This is a genomic window from Bacillus sp. NPDC094106 (assembly GCF_044764345.1).
GTDB lineage: Bacteria > Bacillota > Bacilli > Bacillales > Bacillaceae_G > Bacillus_A.
In genome coordinates this window covers 64,228-81,367 of record NZ_JBIWHY010000014.1, presented here as the reverse complement: position 1 = coordinate 81,367, position 17,140 = coordinate 64,228, and the positions used below count along the sequence as shown (strand labels likewise).

The 17,140-nt window shown below is 36.0% G+C and carries 16 protein-coding genes; 6 read left to right on the top strand and 10 right to left on the bottom strand.

What is annotated here, in order from left to right; all coding sequences use genetic code 11:
• Positions 1–275: 275 nt before the first annotated feature.
• Both ACIQ7L_RS19705 and prpE read left to right on the top strand, forming a co-directional pair.
• Positions 276–1,436 (top strand): FtsW/RodA/SpoVE family cell cycle protein, encoded by a 1,161-nt coding sequence (locus ACIQ7L_RS19705; RefSeq protein ID WP_097898188.1) that lies wholly within the window; start codon positions 276–278, stop codon positions 1,434–1,436.
• Between the two features lie 77 nt (positions 1,437–1,513).
• Complete coding sequence (gene prpE, locus ACIQ7L_RS19700; RefSeq protein WP_400571115.1) at positions 1,514–2,254, top strand: bis(5'-nucleosyl)-tetraphosphatase PrpE; 741 nt, start codon at positions 1,514–1,516, stop codon at positions 2,252–2,254.
• A 42-nt stretch (positions 2,255–2,296) separates the two neighbouring features.
• Here prpE and ACIQ7L_RS19695 read toward each other — a convergent pair whose 3' ends face one another.
• From ACIQ7L_RS19695 to ACIQ7L_RS19680, 4 genes are read right to left on the bottom strand one after another with little or no spacing between them, the layout of a single operon-like run.
• A complete protein-coding gene (locus ACIQ7L_RS19695; protein WP_400571114.1) occupies positions 2,297–3,184 on the bottom strand; it encodes an RluA family pseudouridine synthase in 888 nt (295 codons plus the stop codon).
• 15 nt (positions 3,185–3,199) lie between these two features.
• On the bottom strand, positions 3,200–3,997 hold the full coding sequence (locus ACIQ7L_RS19690) for an NAD kinase (RefSeq protein ID WP_400571113.1): 798 nt from the start codon (positions 3,995–3,997) through the stop codon (positions 3,200–3,202).
• Positions 3,998–4,015: 18 nt separating this feature from the next.
• Positions 4,016–4,654, bottom strand: a complete 639-nt coding sequence (yjbM, locus tag ACIQ7L_RS19685) for a GTP diphosphokinase (protein ID WP_016113795.1) — start codon at positions 4,652–4,654, stop codon at positions 4,016–4,018.
• A gap of 30 nt (positions 4,655–4,684) precedes the next feature.
• The gene (locus ACIQ7L_RS19680; RefSeq protein ID WP_400571112.1) at positions 4,685–5,056 is read right to left on the bottom strand and encodes a UPF0738 family protein; all 372 of its coding nucleotides are present in this window, start codon (positions 5,054–5,056) and stop codon (positions 4,685–4,687) included.
• Between the two features lie 144 nt (positions 5,057–5,200).
• Here ACIQ7L_RS19680 and ACIQ7L_RS19675 point away from each other — a divergent pair, with 144 nt between their 5' ends.
• The 3 genes from ACIQ7L_RS19675 to ACIQ7L_RS19665 all read left to right on the top strand — a co-directional run bounded on the left by ACIQ7L_RS19675 (position 5,201) and on the right by ACIQ7L_RS19665 (position 7,277).
• Complete coding sequence (locus ACIQ7L_RS19675) at positions 5,201–5,779, top strand: CYTH domain-containing protein (protein WP_400571111.1); 579 nt, start codon at positions 5,201–5,203, stop codon at positions 5,777–5,779.
• A gap of 206 nt (positions 5,780–5,985) precedes the next feature.
• Positions 5,986–6,384, top strand: coding sequence for a globin domain-containing protein (locus ACIQ7L_RS19670; RefSeq protein ID WP_400571110.1), 399 nt, complete (start codon positions 5,986–5,988; stop codon positions 6,382–6,384).
• The gene (locus ACIQ7L_RS19665) at positions 6,384–7,277 is read left to right on the top strand and encodes a ClpXP adapter SpxH family protein (protein WP_400571109.1); all 894 of its coding nucleotides are present in this window, start codon (positions 6,384–6,386) and stop codon (positions 7,275–7,277) included. Before ACIQ7L_RS19670 ends, ACIQ7L_RS19665 begins: the two co-directional genes overlap by 1 nt.
• Before the next feature lie 657 nt (positions 7,278–7,934).
• Here the strand turns inward: ACIQ7L_RS19665 and ACIQ7L_RS19660 are convergent.
• The 5 genes from ACIQ7L_RS19660 to mecA form a co-directional block, all read right to left on the bottom strand.
• Positions 7,935–8,930 carry a CotS family spore coat protein gene (locus ACIQ7L_RS19660; protein WP_400571108.1) on the bottom strand — a complete coding sequence of 332 codons (996 nt, stop codon included), beginning with the start codon at positions 8,928–8,930 and terminating at the stop codon, positions 7,935–7,937.
• A 465-nt stretch (positions 8,931–9,395) separates the two neighbouring features.
• On the bottom strand, positions 9,396–11,222 hold the full coding sequence (gene pepF / locus ACIQ7L_RS19655) for an oligoendopeptidase F (RefSeq protein ID WP_400571107.1): 1,827 nt from the start codon (positions 11,220–11,222) through the stop codon (positions 9,396–9,398).
• Positions 11,223–11,272: 50 nt separating this feature from the next.
• Positions 11,273–12,514, bottom strand: coding sequence for a competence protein CoiA (locus ACIQ7L_RS19650; RefSeq protein ID WP_400571106.1), 1,242 nt, complete (start codon positions 12,512–12,514; stop codon positions 11,273–11,275).
• A gap of 96 nt (positions 12,515–12,610) precedes the next feature.
• Complete coding sequence (gene cls, locus ACIQ7L_RS19645; protein ID WP_400571105.1) at positions 12,611–14,155, bottom strand: cardiolipin synthase; 1,545 nt, start codon at positions 14,153–14,155, stop codon at positions 12,611–12,613.
• An 84-nt stretch (positions 14,156–14,239) separates the two neighbouring features.
• Positions 14,240–14,911 carry an adaptor protein MecA gene (gene mecA, locus ACIQ7L_RS19640; RefSeq protein ID WP_400571104.1) on the bottom strand — a complete coding sequence of 224 codons (672 nt, stop codon included), beginning with the start codon at positions 14,909–14,911 and terminating at the stop codon, positions 14,240–14,242.
• 353 nt (positions 14,912–15,264) lie between these two features.
• Between mecA and ACIQ7L_RS19635 the strand changes: the two genes are divergently transcribed.
• Positions 15,265–15,939, top strand: a complete 675-nt coding sequence (locus ACIQ7L_RS19635) for a TerC family protein (RefSeq protein WP_400571103.1) — start codon at positions 15,265–15,267, stop codon at positions 15,937–15,939.
• A gap of 274 nt (positions 15,940–16,213) precedes the next feature.
• Here the strand turns inward: ACIQ7L_RS19635 and spx are convergent, their stop codons facing one another.
• Positions 16,214–16,609: a transcriptional regulator Spx gene (spx, locus tag ACIQ7L_RS19630; RefSeq protein WP_000258267.1), complete on the bottom strand. Its 396-nt coding sequence runs from the start codon at positions 16,607–16,609 to the stop codon at positions 16,214–16,216.
• Between the last annotated feature and the right edge of the window lie 531 nt (positions 16,610–17,140).

Sequence of the window (17,140 nt, the reverse complement as noted above, 5' to 3'; positions counted from 1 at the left end):
CTACGAAAACTCAAGCTGACCTACCCTCACTTTCTCCCTTTGTTTTCACTCGGCACGGGGCGAAAATAGGCCCTAACCGCTTCTATGCATGGTCGGACCCTCTCTCCCACCTAAAAAGAAAGGTTTTTTTATCAGTTTCTCAATTTATATCTATATAATCTAACATCCCACATTCAAATTCCAAACAGCATATTTGCAAACCATCCAAAATTCGCTAATATGGTAATAACGTCTTTTTTTTATTACATAAAGAGCAGTAGAAAGGACTACATACGGTGAAGAATAAGAATTCTCAATATCAAATAGATTACATATTAATACTCATTTTATTTGCAATCGCGGCTGTGAGTTGTTTTGCCATTGCAAGTGCTCAGCCATCTTTACCACCAGCTTTACAAAGTGTAAATTTCGTACTGAAACAAATTCAATGGTACGTCATTGGAATAATCGCCATTTTCGTCATTATGATTGTTGATTTTGATCGCTATAAACAAATCGCTTGGTATTTATATGGGGTTGCCATGTTGCTCCTCATTGGACTTGAACTCAAAATTCCGGGAGCTGTGACAATTAAAGGAGCTACCGCTTGGTACAGTTTACCGGGCCTTGGTAATTTCCAGCCTTCTGAAATTATGAAATTATTTCTAATTCTTGTCGTTGCAAGGATTATCACAAATCATAATGAGAAATATCCGTTTCGCTCACCGCGTGAAGATTTGATTTTACTTGGGAAAATATTTGCCGCTAGTTTACCTCCATTGCTGCTCATCGCGAAAGAGCCAGACTTAGGAAATACGATGGTGATTTCAGCGATGCTCGCAGCAATGATTTTAGTTTCTGGTGTACGTTGGCGCTTTATTTTAGGCTTAGCGGCTCTTGTTATTGCAGCCGCTACTGCGCTAACTTATATTTACTTCGAACATACAGAATTCTTTAAGGCTCATATTTTAAAGGAATATCAATTAGATCGTTTCTATGGCTGGTTAGCACCTTATGAATACGATACACAAGGGTATCAGTTACGTCAGGCTCTTTTAGCTACTGGTTCTGGCGAGCTTCATGGAAAAGGATGGGAAAATAGTGAAGTATATTTTCCAGAACCACATACAGATTTTATTTTTACAAATATTGCAGAGAAATTTGGATTTTTAGGTGCAAGTGTCGTCATTTCACTTTTCTTCCTGCTCATTTACCGCATGATTCATATCGCTTTAGAATGTAAAGATCCATTTGGCAGTTATCTATGTGCAGGAACGGTTGGCATGTTTACATTCCAAGTATTCCAAAACATTGGAATGACAATCGGGTTACTTCCAATCACAGGAATCACCCTTCCACTTATGAGTTATGGTGGTAGTTCTTTGCTCACATATATGATTGCGATTGGCTTCATCCTAAACGTACGATCACGAACGAAAAGATTTATGTTTGATTAGACCATATCCAATGGGATATGGTTTTTTCCATATTCACTTTAGGTATACTAAGAAAAAACTGAGATGGGGGCTATAACATGCAATATGATATTATCGGGGATATTCATGGCTGCTTTGAAGAGTTTCAAACGTTAACAGAGCAGCTCGGCTATCATTGGGAAAGCGGACTTCCCGTTCATCCTGGGGGGCGACAACTTGCTTTCGTCGGTGACATTACAGATCGCGGTCCGCACTCCCTCAAAATGATTGAAATTGTATGGGAACTTGTAATAAACCGAAAAAAAGCATACTATGCACCCGGGAATCATTGTAATAAGCTATACCGTTTTTTTATCGGACGTAACGTAACAATCGCACACGGATTAGAAACAACTGTCGCTGAATATAAATCATTACCTACCCGTGAGCAAAAAATCATACAAAAAAAGTTTATTGCTCTATATGAACAGTCTCCTCTCTACCATATATTAGATAACGGCAAACTCATCGTTTGTCACGCTGGTATTCGCCAAGATTATATAGGCAGAACAGATAAGAAAGTCCAAACCTTTGTATTATATGGTGATATTACAGGAGAAAAACATCCTGATGGCTCTCCTGTCCGTCGTGATTGGGCAAAGTATTATGAAGGTAAAGCCTGGATTATATACGGACATACCCCTGTAGCAGAACCTCGCTTTGTTAATCATACCGTAAATATTGATACAGGGGCTGTATTTGGAGGAAAACTAACAGGACTCTGCTATCCAGAGATGAAGACAATTTCAGTTCCCTCTTCGATGCCGTTTGTACCTGAGAAATTTCGTCCTATTACATAACGAACTGCAAAATAAAGCTGCCCTCATACGCTGAAGGCAGCTTTATTTCAATACTTCTTTCATATCTTCTGGCACATCTCTATGAAAAGTCATCTGTTTTTCTAAAATAGGATGATAAAACGTTAAACTTGTACTATGAAGCGCTTGTCGTTTCATTTGCGACGTACTCCCTCCATACAAGTCATCCCCTAACAGCGGATGCCCTACATATGCCATATGTACACGAATTTGATGCGTTCTTCCAGTGTCTAGCTGCAACGCTACACGCGTCTTGTTCGGGAAGCTCTCCATAACCTGAAAATGAGTAATTGCCTTTTGGCCACCCTCGCATACAATTCGTTCAATAATACTATCGTCTTTTCTTCCAATTGGTGCATCAATCGTACCCGATTCTTCCAGCATTTCTCCGTGAACAATCGCTTCATATGTTCGTTTCACTTGCTTTTGTTGATGTTGCTTTGATAAAAGGTGATGAATAAATCGGTTTTTCGCAATTAACATCAGTCCTGAAGTATCACGATCAAGCCTTGTTACAATATGTACCGTACTAGCAAGATTTTGTTTATCATAATGATGCAGAAGCGCATTCGCAACACTTCCTGCCGGATGCTCCCTTGATGGAATGGTTGACATGTATGGTTCTTTATTGATTACAAGAACTGAATCATCTTCATATACGATAGACAGTGGAATATTTTCAGCCTGCATGCCTTCACTTCTTTCCTCAATCGGAAAAAACACTCGCAATTCTTCTCCAGCCTGTAATATGTGGCGAACCGTCGCATGCTTACCATCAACTTCAATTGCTCCGCCATGAAACTTTATATCAGTTAAAGCAGCTTTAGAAATCCCTTTCGTTTTTAGAAACTCCCGAATGAGCATTCCCTCTTCCGCCTCTGTTATATACCATTTTAGTGTAAATCCCTTCAAATGCATAAACCCTCTCTATTCATCCGCAACAAATGAATCACGAACTCGTTTCCAGAACGGAAAAGGACGGAAACGAACGAATCGCACTTTCTCGTTTGCAACGCGATACTGAATTGATTTCACATCTTGATGAACCATCGTTAAATGATCCACTGTAATTTGCAAATTCATTCCTGCAGTTGGCTTTAAAACACATGTATGATGCTTTGGCAAAACAAGCGGTGATCCTACTGTACGGAATACACGGTTATTAATCGACGCCATTTCCGCAATTTGAATTGCCTCAATAGAAGGATGAATAATTGCCCCGCCAAGCGCCTTATTATAGGCTGTGCTTCCCGAAGGAGTAGAAATGCAAAGTCCATCTCCGCGAAATGTTTCAAAATATTCCCCACGAATTTCTACTTCTGTAACTAATGTACCTTCCGCACTTTTTACAGTTGCTTCGTTCATCGCTAAATACCTTGATTCTTTACTGCCATCCACATAGCGAATAATGACTTCTAAAAGCGGATATTCTACTACCTGAAATGGTGTCTTGGCAATCGCAATCACTAGCTTTTCTACTTCTGTAGGCAACCAATCTGCATAAAATCCTAAATGGCCAGTATGCACACCAACAAATGCAGTCTCATCTAATCGATTATAATAACGATGAAACGCATATAAAAGCGTTCCATCTCCCCCAACAGAAATTACAATATCAGGTTCCATTTCATCCATTGTAAATCCAAAATCCTGCAAATATTCCGTCATCGTACTCGCAAGCGCGTTTGATGATTGATCTCCCTTTGACATAATTGCAAATTTCATCGCCCAACACCCTTTAGTTTATGATTCGGATTCTTTCGCTTCTTGTTTGCGCGAAAAAACCTTTTGTGCTTCTTGAATTTCAAGACGAATCGAAGACATTTCTTCATCTAACAAAAATGCTGCTTCTGCCGCACGCTGAAGGCGTACTTTAATATCTTCTGGAAAGCGCCCACTATATTTGTAATTTAAAGAATGCTCAATTGTTGCCCAAAAATTCATTGCTAGCGTTCGAATTTGAATTTCAACTAGTACTTTTTTCTCTCCGCAAATCGTTTGAACAGGATAACTAATCACAACATGATACGAACGATAACCACTTTCTTTCTTTTGGGTCACATAATCTCGTTCTTCCACAATTTCAAAGTCATTCCGTTTTCGAAGATACTCGACAACTGGTTTAATCTCATCGACAAATTGGCACATCATCCGAAGACCAGCAATATCCTGCATTTCTTCTCCGAGCCGATCAAGTGGTACATTTCGTTTTTCTGCTTTGTCAATAATACTTGCAACCGACTTCACCCTGCCTGTTACAAATTCAATCGGAGAGTGTTCTGTTAACATTGTAAACTGAGAACGCATTCCTTTTAGTTTCACTTTTAGCTCTGCCACCGCTTGGTGGTACGGCGCTAAAAATTCTTCCCAATTACGATTCATTTCAACCACCACCAAAATCAATCCATTTGCTTACAGAAATACTTTTTCTACTGCTGTCACAAGTTCTTCCCCGTAATTTGCATTACCTTCAATATTTTCAATTAAATATTCTACTTCTTCTTTTAATTGTTCTAACTCGATCTCAATATTATTTACGCGAACAAACATGACTTTTTCTTTTTTCATTGCATCATGCATTGCTTCCCAGTATGTATGCGGAATACTTATATAAATGAAAGATGATTCGTTTTCTAAGATATATAAAAATGATAAATGATCTGAGTCTACAAGTACGTGATTACGTGCTGTTAACTCCTCCACCTGTAATTCCGTATTTTCCGCACAAAAAATAAGAGCATTTTCTCTTTCTTCTACGCTCTTAACTTGAATTTTATTTTGCATACTCAAACTCCTCCATATCAACTTCCTGTCTTACTTGGCACTATTATTGTATCATAACATGGGCGCAAACAAATAAAACATTGAACCAAATTTGTGAAAAAGCGATAATGTCTACAGAATTACTTTTAAAAAGGAGCTCATACAATGACACAAGAAATTGAAATTGAATTCAAAAATATGGTCACACAAGAGGAATTTCAAACATTATGCAAAGCGTTTTCCATTCAATCATTTACAAAACAAGTAAATCATTATTTTGAAACTCCGCACTTTTCTTTAAAAAAGGCTGGCTCTGCTCTTCGTATTCGTCATAAAAACGGCGCTTATACATTAACTTTAAAACAACCAGCTGAAACTGGATTACTTGAGACGCATCAAACGCTAACAGAGCAAGAAGCGCACCTTATGATGGAAACCGCTCAAATTATTACAGGCCCTGTAGCAAAAGAGCTACATGAATTACAAATTCCGGTTTCTACTTTAGCTTATATGGGAAGCTTAACAACAGAAAGAGCAGAAATTCCTTTTAAAGGCGGAACACTTGTATTTGATCATAGTTTCTATTACAATCACGATGATTATGAACTTGAATACGAAGTACTAGACGAGCCGACAGGTAAAGCTGCTTTTCTTCACTTATTGAGTCAATATCATATCCCTGTTCGGCATACAAAGAATAAAGTGCAACGCTTTTTTCTTGCAAAACAAAACAATGCACGCTAAAGTGAAACTTCCGGCAGTGAACGCTTTTTTCACTGCTGGTTCGTCTTCGCCAACTGACAGATTCTACTTCAGCATTTGAGAAGAAAATAGATCTGCTTAAGAAACATATAATAAGCAAAAGATTGGATGAAAGCTGTTTAGTTGCTCTTCATAACAATCCATTGCTACAATAGATATACACTTGATGGAAAAGGAGTTTATAAAGGATGAGCAAGCAACCGATGACACCATTTGAAGCAATTGGCGGTGAACAATGCATTGCAACATTAGTCGATACATTTTATTCCTATGTCAGCAAACACCCTGACTTATCTCCCATCTTCCCAGACGATTTAACAGAAACAGCCAGGAAACAGAAGCAATTTTTAACACAGTATTTAGGAGGACCAAGTTTATACACAGAAGAACACGGTCACCCTATGCTAAGAGCACGCCATCTCCCTTTTGAGATTACACCAAAGCGAGCAAAAGCCTGGTTAGCATGTATGGAACAAGCTATGGAAGATACAGGAGTACACGGACAAATTCGAGAATTTGTTTTTGAACGTTTAGCGTTAACTGCACAGCATATGGTCAACACTCCAAATGAAACAGGTGAAGCATAATGGATAAACAGGAAGCAACGCATATGCACATGCCTTCTCTTTCCAAATGCGAACATAAATCTGTAGAAGCTTATTTGTTTGTCGATCCACTTTGCAAAGACTGTTGGGACATCGAACCAATCATCATTAAATTATGGCTCGAATACGGAAAGCACTTTTCAATCCGGCATATATTAACTGGTAAAGTGGATGGGGCCATTGCCCCCTCACACAAATGGAATAAACCTGCTAATATTCGATTTGTGTGGGAAAAAACAACAAGTTTGCACGGATTTTCATGTGATGGAAAGGTCAATATGCAAGATGCCTCATCTACACCGTATTTAGTTTCTATTGCAATTAAAGCGGCAGAGTTGCAAGGTCGAAAAGCAGGTTCGAAGTTTTTGCGAAAACTCCAAGAATACATTTTTCTTGAAAATGTATTCAAGCCAGATGCGGAATTATTACTGTCATGTGCTGAGCAAAGTGGTATTGATATAGAAGAATTTAAAAAAGATCTGCATTCAATTAGTGCAAAAAAAGCATTCCAATGTGATTTGAAATTCACAAATGAAATGCATATTACCGAGATCCCTTCCCTCCTGTTCTTTCATGCGAATTCAGATGAAGAAGGCATTAAAATTGCGGGAATTTATTCATATGATGTATATGTACAGTTATTAAAGGAACTTGTGAAGTGCGATATTGAGCCTGCTCCATTACCTCGGCTAGAGGTCCTACTAGAAATGGTTCAGTTTATGTCATCTAAAGAACTTGCATTCATATATGGCTGTCCGCAACAAGAAATAGAACGAGAGCTAAAAAAATTGTCACTCAAAAGAAAAGTACGAATGATTGAGATGAAATGTGAACGGTATTGGAAATGGATTGCAAAAGAAAAAGACCTGGTGTAAAACACCAGGTCTTTTTCTTTACGGCTTATAAAAATATTAAAGGGGATGGGAGAAATTTTCACGTTCAAACAAAGGGGTATATGTTTGTATGTGAATTCGTTCACATCTATTATATTACAAGATTCGACGTGAATTGACAATACCTTTTGTCGAATTTCACACTTCTGTCACATTCTAAACGTTTTCATTTTTGAATATGATATATAGAGGAGGTTTATATATGAGAAAATTTCATATTCTACTGTTTATTTGTCTTCTAATTGGTTCGTTTTGTTTATACATTCTCTCTTTACTCAAAACCTTTCCTTTACTTATATCTCTTCCCCTTCTATTTGGAGCAATTATATTGATTATATCCTACCTGAACCACTATAAACGCTTTAAAGGTTTCTGAAAAAGAAAAATATCTCATAACCGTATATTTTAGCTTTTTACCATCCTTTTTGAGAGGAATACTTAAAAAGAATGGTTCTTTTTATTTATCCCGCTATTTGCGGGCAGTAAGGCCCCCACCTCAAAATTCAGTAAAAGCAAAGAAGTTCGGTGGGGGATCAACTGCCCGTAAAAGCCCGATTCGTTCAACTAATAATCAGTGGGGGATGAAGAGCCCCCACTGATTAAAGTTTCACTTTATATCCAGGCCCCATTCACACTTTTTCACGAAGAACCCCATTCTAAATTTTTTATGGATAATTCCTTTATTTTTTCTTTGTCTATAGCTAAGCAGCTCTTAAATTCTTCTAAAAAAGCTTTATCCTTGGCTTTTCTATCATATTTATTCATCAAATTTAGTATTCGATCAGGAAAACACAAATCTAATAGGAGTAATTCCTCCTCTTCTTCGGTGAAAGGACGAATGCTTCTGTAGCATTGTAGTATCGATTGATATCTAGCCGAGCTCCAATTACCAAGTTTACAATCTATTCGGCTCATCATTTTCGATAACTCCTTCAATGGAAAAGAAATTTCTACATCATCAAGATCTATAATTTTCCAATTCCCCTCATTATCACTAAGAATATTATATTTTGCATAATCACCATGAATCAATATCGGATCCAAATCTACTAATTTTAAAAGTTTATAATAGGATGTGTTCGGAAGTGTATTTATCACCCAATCACACCTTTTACGCAACCAAGAATAATGATCTAAGAAAACATTTACTATCGGATCTTTTCTCGAACGCACTTTCTTATATATTTTATCCAACTGTTCAACTTTTCTTGAATACTCCTTCAACAAATTCAATTCTGTTTTCTTGATTGGTTTTCCTGCTGCTTGGAATCCCCTAGAAGCTTCATGAAATTGAGCTAATAAGACAGACATTTTCTCAATTGTTCCCGGAGTTCTGTAACTGATGGCGTCTCCATCAAACCATGGAAAGAGAACGAAAAAGTTTTTTTTACTTCGGACAATAAAATCACCCTTTAATGTTGGAACAACAGGAATTACAGGAATTCCTTTACCGGAAAGAAACAGGGTTACATTCGAAATTTTTTGGGCTTTTTCAGCACTAACTAATTTTAATACGAATTTACCTTTTTTCCCCTCTACTTTCCATACACTCCTATCTCCCTTATTTCTAATTAAGGTACATTTTTGAGGACGTATCCCGTATTTTGAGAGTACTTCCAAAACCATTTTGTCCATGTCTATCCCTGCCTTTGTTACAAGATTAAAAATATTCTTCTAGCTTTTCAATACAGTTCTTCCAATTCAATGTGCTTTACTAGTTCTAATCCTGCAACCCCCATTACACGTGCCAAATCGCGGTTTAAATAAAATGTGTCGATAATCGTTGCAACCATTTCCGTGTCCCCCTGCAAAACCTAACCATGTAATTGATGTGATACAAATTCCAATCTGAATCTACTACTCCCTTATCACGTGTGAATTATTAGTATAGTATGCTAATTTAAAATACATCGCTTGGACATATACTTGCAGTGAATAATTTTTTTCGGATCACTCTTCTAATTATTTCTTAAGTGTATTTCGTAACATTCTCAACATATCCAAAAACAAGTTTTTTTACTTTACAAAAAAGACCACAAGGAAATTTCTGTTCAGAAATTTCCTTGCGGTCTTTCACTTAATTGTAATGAAGCAAGTGCCTCACTTATCTTCAAATAATAATGCTTCTAATTCATTTAACTTCTCTTCAAATACTTGTAACGCTTCTTTAACAGGCTCTGGTGATGCCATATCTACTCCTGCTTTTTTCAATACTTCAATTGGATAGTCAGAGCTTCCAGCTTTTAAGAATTCATTAATATAACGCTCTACCGCTGGTTTTCCTTCTTCTAAAATTTGTTTGGATAAAGCTGTTGCTGCACTAAATCCTGTTGCATACTGATATACATAGTAATTATAGTAGAAATGCGGAATGCGAGACCACTCTAAACCAATTTCTTTATCGATGACTAAAGCATCTCCAAAATATTTTTTATTTAAATCATAGTAAATTTCCGTTAACATATCTGGCGTTACTGCATGACCTTCTTGTACCTTTTTATGAATGATATGTTCGAATTCTGCAAACATTGTTTGACGGAATACAGTTCCACGGAATCCTTCTAAGTAATGATTTAATAAATATAAACGTTCTTTCTTATCTTCTGTCGTTTTTAATAAATAATCATTTAAAATTGCTTCGTTACAAGTAGATGCAACTTCGGCAACGAATATTGAATAGTCACCATATACATGTGGTTGTGTCTTTCTTGTATAGTAGCTATGCACGGAATGACCAAACTCATGTGCAAGTGTAAATAGATTATTTACATTATCATGCCAGTTCATTAAAATATACGGATTTGTTCCATATGCACCAGATGAGTATGCCCCGCTACGTTTCCCTTTATTTTCATATACATCTACCCAACGGTTTTCATACGCTTCCTTTAAAATCTCAACATACTCGTCACCAAGGACGTTTAAAGATTTCAATAAAATGTCTTGTGCCTCTTCATATTTCACATTCATTTTCACTTCTGGTACAAGTGGTGTATATAAGTCATACATATGCAATTCATCAAGCCCTAATGCACGTTTACGAATGTCAATGTAACGATGCAATAAATGTAAGTTCTCATTTACTGTCTCGACAAGTTGATCATATACCGCTTCAGGGATGTTATTATTACTTAATGCAGCTTGGCGTGCAGAATCATATTTACGAACGCGTGCATTGAAGTTATTACGTTTTACTGCACCACTTAATGTGCTTGCAAATGTATTTTTGTATTTTCCATATGTCTCGAAGACAGCATGAAACGCATCATGACGAACACGGCGATCATCGCTTTCTAAAAATTGAATATAACGGCCATGTGTTACTTCTACTTCTTCCCCATTTTCATCTTTAATAGATGGGAATTTTAAATCTGCATTATTAAGCATACCAAATGTATTACTTGATGCACTCATCACTTCAGATGCTTCTGCTAATAATGCCTCTTCTGCTTCTGACAAAACATGCGGACGCTGACGTGTAATCTCTTCTAATGCATGTTCATATACACTCAGTTCTTTGTCCTCTTGTAAAAATGATTGTAACTTTTCTTCTGAAATTGTTAAGATTTCAGGCACGATATATGCCATGCTACTTGAAACTTGTGAATATAAGTTTGTTGCACGATCATTCAGTGCTTGATAAGTAGAATTTGTTGTATCTTGATCATAACGCATATGCGCATATGTATATAACTTTCCTAATCGCATTGAAATTTCATCTTCATGCTGTAATACTGCTAACAGCGTATTCGCAGAATCACCAAGTTTCCCTCTAAATTCAGCTAGTTTTGGCAATAGCTCCTTCACTGCTTGAAATTCTTTTTCCCACTCTTCATCCGTTTGAAAAATATCTTCCAAACGCCATGTGTTCATTTCTTCAATTTCACTACGATTTGGCAATGCTTTTACTGTATTTTGTCCAGGCATCAATAGACCCTCCCTTTAATCTTCTCTACTTAAGTACAATTCGATTCTTCTTATGTAAATCCTTCTAGGCGCTCTTTTATTATATCCCCTTTTTCTTTTCTCATGTTATACTTTGTTTCAAATAGAGATAGTGCATGCGCTAAGGAAATTGCGTCATATTCTTTTATTTCCTCCTCTGTTTTTGACATAGTAAATTGCCTCACTTTTCGATACTTATACATATCGACTTTTTCAATCATCCCTACTTTACATAAAAATGTTATATACTCTACGATTGCAAACTTCCATACATGTTGTGAAAAATACGGTAATATTCGCCGCTGCATACTACACCTTTTATTGACATAGTAAAAAACAGCATGCAATGAAAAATATTCTCCAAGTTTAAATTTGCCAATGAAGTCTAAACAAAGAAAAGCCTGCCATACAAAAGGGTGTGTTTGAAATGCAAATGCAGATGGAAGTGGAACACCGATTTCAGAAGGAAAATTTGAGGGAGAAAGTTTGAACTGATATAAGAGGTGGAGCAATGATTTATGACTATAATTCCAGATTGGTAGGACATTCATTCGAAAGTGGTTCTTTTTATTTTGCCATTCTCGTTCCAAACGCTCTTTCCGAAAAGGAACCTGACAAAAGATCTCTTCGAAAGTACTCGTACGTATCAGAAAATGAATGGTATGTGAGAAATGAACATGGGTAGAAAACGGAGTGAGAAATACACATTTCATAAACAACTTTTCATTTGGACAAAAAAATAGGAGTAGCGGCTGAGGATAAGATTGTATGCAAAAAGAGTGAAGGGAGGATAATGAGACCCAATAAGCAGAGTACCTTTTCAATTGATTTCCACCTAATATCCAGATGATTTGTATTCCTGCTTTCCGGTATGAATAGGTTCTCTTTACTAATTGTTCAGTGGAGATTGACGCGCATTGATATTCAATCGCTATTCTTCTTCCCTTTATCTCCATAAAAATATCCGGTCTTTGACGAATCTCTGGAAGATAGTGCTCAATTTCCACATGAAACCCTTGCGATTTGAGCCATCTATATAACTGCTCTTTCCCGCGCATATGGTAGGTAGATTCCGGTTCAGATGAAACGTGGCACTGATCCACTTTTTTATGAGCAAAATGCCAAGTCTTCTGATTTCCTAACTTAAGCTGTACTTCTTTCCCGCAAACTAAACAAAAAAAACGTTCCTTCTTCCTCATCGTAAGTAATGTCTCCTTATCTCGATTGTAAAGAAGGTGAACCTTCTCACCATTCTCTCTTCTTGCAACAAACATACTATCACACCCTTTCTATATTTTTTGTATTCTACAATTTATTGCAAATTCCTTTCCACGCAAAAAAAGGATGCTTTTGTGAAAGCATCCTTTTTTCTATAATAAAGGTGACAATAAGCGGTATGTTGATTCAACAATCCGTCTATGAAGGCGCCTTTTATGAAAGCGATCCACATGAATTTCACTTGATACTTGTAAATCATCTTCGAAATCTTTAACAAGTTTCCGAATACTATTTGTATCATATAAAAAGGCATTCACTTCGAAATTCAAATGAAAACTTCTCATATCCATATTCGCTGTCCCAATCGATGCTAAATCAGAATCGACAATTACGATTTTACTATGCAGAAAGCCTTTTTCATATTCATATATCTTTGCACCTGCATCTAATAACTCTGGAAAATAGGATCTCGATGCATAAAAGACAGTTCGTTTATCAGGTTTACTAGGCATTAATAAACGAACATCAATGCCCGCAAGAGCTGCCACTTTTAATGCAGATAAAATATCATCATCTGGAATGAAATAAGGCGTAGCAATCCAAATTGATTTTCTCGCAGAAGCAATCATTGTAAAGTAAAGATGTTTAATTGTTTCCCATTTATTATCTGGTCCACCTGCAACAAGTTGCACACCGCCCCACTGATCCCCTTCTACTGGCTTTACTCGTAAATATTCAGGTGCTAACACAGCCTCACCCGTCATATAAAACCAATCTTGTACGAAAATTAATTGTAAACTTTGTACTGCTTCACCTCGTAAATATAAATGCGTATCTCGCCAAAATCCAAAATATTTATTTTTTCCTAAATATTCATCACCAATATTTAGCCCACCTACAAATCCTTCATTTCCATCAATAACAACGATTTTTCGGTGATTCCGATAATTAATTTTATCATTTAAGATTGGAAAACGTACTGGAAAAAACGGAATCATCTCTACACCAGCATCATTTAATTCATCGATATAAGCGTTTGAAAGCTTAAAACTCCCAACAGCATCATATAAAAAACGGACAATAACGCCTTCCTTAGCCTTTTGAATTAAAATATCTTTAATTTTTGTTCCAAGCTTATCATCACGTACAATATAATATTCCATATGAATATGATGCTTTGCCTTTTTCAACCCATTCAAAATCATTCGAAACGTTTCATCCCCATTTGTTAACACTTTTGTTTCAGTTTGAAACGAAATATTTAATGCTCCAAGTCGATCAGCTAAACGAAATAATAACTCCTGGTGTTTATGGTTTTGCAAGATGCGTTCCTGATAATCCTCATGCCCCTTGTACTGCAAGAAAGCTTGTTCATCCAAAAGCGCCTTCTTTTGAAACATTCGTTTCCTGCGAAAGTTTTGTCCAAATAATAAATAAGCAAAAAATCCAAATACAGGAAAAATCCCTAACACAATTAACCATGTCAATGTTTTAGATGGATTTCGATTTTCCAAGAAAATAACACAACCAATTAAAAATGCAGAAACAGTAAACAGAATACTTAAAATACCTAAAAATGAAATGTTTCTTATGCCTATTACATCCGAATAAAATGCTACATCAATAACCATGCGTAGCGAAACAAACACTGCAAATAATCCTAAAAAGAAGAAAAGTAGCTTTAACGTATTTTTCATCTCTGCCCCCCTTACCTACAAAGCTTTTCTATCCCTTAATATGCCCATCATATAAAAAGCCGATTTCATACTATAGAAATCGGCCTACGTTTTAGAAGGAAAATGACTGCGAATCGTCTCAAGTGCATGTTCTTTAACAATCTGTTTACCGTACTCACTTACACGGTGAACCGTTAAAGTAGATTCTTCCCCATATTCTAAAATAATACTTAAAACACGGTCAATTTCTTCTTCATCATGTAGCACTTCATCAAATTCAACATATACATAATAGCGGTCTTCAAACGAATATAATTCATCTTTTATATCTTCAAAGATAAGACGATGGCTTAATGAAATAACATCTTCAAAATCATCGAATTTAATTAAAAAGCCAAATGTTCCATCTTCGTTAAAGTTTGTCCCCACTTCTTCCTCTAATTCTTGTTGAAACAAAGATTCAATATGCTCGTCTAGAGGAATATCGATAATTTTATCTAGACCTATTGGTAATTCTAATTTTTGTCCATCTTTTGAAAGCTGTGCTTTCGTTACAAGTACTTCAAGTCCTTTATCAAGTGCCTGCACTTGAATCCACAATGGTCCATCAATAAAGAAATCATCATGATCGCGCGCTTCATCCATCATTTCCCAAAATAATTGTTCACTTCGTTCGCGATTATACCAGATCTCTTCACGATTAAACCCTCTATCCTCTATATCAACGTACGTAATAAAAAACTTCATCGTATGATCATTAATTCTTTCAATATCCAAAATACAACTCTCCCTTCCTGCTTAGAATTGTTATGAAGGGATTCCCCACTCATATGACAAATCAATAGATTCTTGTACTTTCATTTTATGATAAGATTCTCCAGAATGGAAATAAAATCGTTTTATTTTATAAAAACAGTCACTCGCCCATATTTATATTAAACTAAACCTATTACATCCACCCTCCATTAACAAAAAATTGGACATACATTTACCTATCACACCGTACAATGTAATACAGTAAAGTTTCCAGTAGTAGCGCTTACTATTCAAAAATAGCGGGATAAAGCTGATCAAACTTTTTCTTCCCATACATAATCGTTTATTAAAACAGAATAAATGGAGGCAAAATAATGGAGTTAGATTTTTTGACATCTATACTAATGATTGTCGGTATCGATGTTGTATTAGGTGGTGATAATGCAATTGTCATCGCACTTGCCAGTCGTAATCTACCCGAATCTAAACGAAATCAGGCCATCCTTATTGGTACTAGTTTAGCAATTGTACTGCGAATTCTGCTCACAATACTTGCCGTCTATTTGCTCGATATACCATTTTTGCAACTTATCGGAGGCATCTTGCTTACACTGATTGCTGTAAATTTACTGACCGATAATAACAATGACCTTTCTTCTATTCAAGCAAAAACAACATTATTTCAAGCAGTGCGTACAATCGTATTTGCCGATCTCGTTATGGGTTTTGATAATGTCCTTGCAATTGCTGGAGCAGCTCATGGAAATATTCCACTCGTAATTACTGGCTTATTAATTTCCATCCCCATTATTATTTGGGGCAGCAAACTCGTTCTATTATTTATGGAACGATTCCCTTTTCTCATTTATTGCGGAGGTGCAATTTTAGCTTACACAGCAGGAAAAATGATTACGCATGAAACGAGACTTGCACCTTTTTTCAATCATAACCCTACCTTTACAGCAAGTATTCCCTTCCTCTTCATTTTTACAGTATTATGTATCGGCTTTATTGTTCAACATGTAAAACTGCGTAATATGAACCATTGATACATGTAGTATATAAATACAAATTGAAGAACCAACATAAACCCTTTCTTTTTAAGTAGGAAAGAGCATCCAGCCATGCATTGAAGCGGTCAGACCCTCTTCATGCCCCACGCCAAGTTAAAACAAAGAGAGAGAACGAGCGCAGGTCACTTTTTGTTCTTCATAGCCGTGACTTATATGTTGGAAAATCAAAATGGATATATATAACTGAAATTATGCGAAAACCTTCTACTTATTATGATAGTAGAAGGTTTTCGCATACATAACTTTATTATTAATTTACAAGACGCTGTGCTTCACGTAGTTGAAATGTTCTTACTGTACGTGGTAAGAAGCGACGAATTTCGTCTTCATTATAACCAACTTGAAGGCGTTTTTCATCAATCATAATAGGACGACGTAAAATGCCTGGATAGTCACGAATCATCTTATATAAATCTTGAAGTGGTAAAGATTCTAAGTTAACATTTAATTCTTGGAAAACTTTCGAACGAGTAGAAATAATCTCATCCGTTCCGCTTTCTGTCATGCGTAAAATTTCTTTAATTTCCTCGATCGTTAATGGATCTGAGAAAATATTACGTTCTGTATAGGGAATATGATTTTCCTCTAGCCATAATTTCGCCTTTCTACAAGACGTACAACTTGGAGAACTATATAGTGTTACCATACAAGACTCACTCTCCTTAAAGAGTACAAATTCTGTACTAATTACAGTTTAAATTTCTATGTTCCAGCAATTCTCCACTATAACTTGTCTTACAAGAAAATAAAAAATAGCTTTACATGTAAGCAACAACTGAATAAGCAATTTTTAATAAACAACAATTACTTTAAATAAGTAACTTCTATAGCCATTATACAATAGATTTACCAAGAAATATACAGTAAATTTCCTTCCTAATTAGAAAATCCCTCTTCAAATTCAAGCCGATTCTTAGCATACTTACATTCGATTTACACATGCAAAGAAACGAATTCTCTAGTCCTTGATATGTGCTGTCAAAGCGTTTTTTAACCTTTTTAGAAATTGATTTCCTTCCTATTTACAAGAAAACTTACCTGTTTGAAAGCTAACATTTCCTTACCTTTTTTCGGTAAAATGATGGTAAAATGTAAGACTTGGAGATATACAAAAGAAGAACATTTGTTCTTGTTCATTCTATCAAATCTCATGATTACTGTCTAGCATATTTCTAGT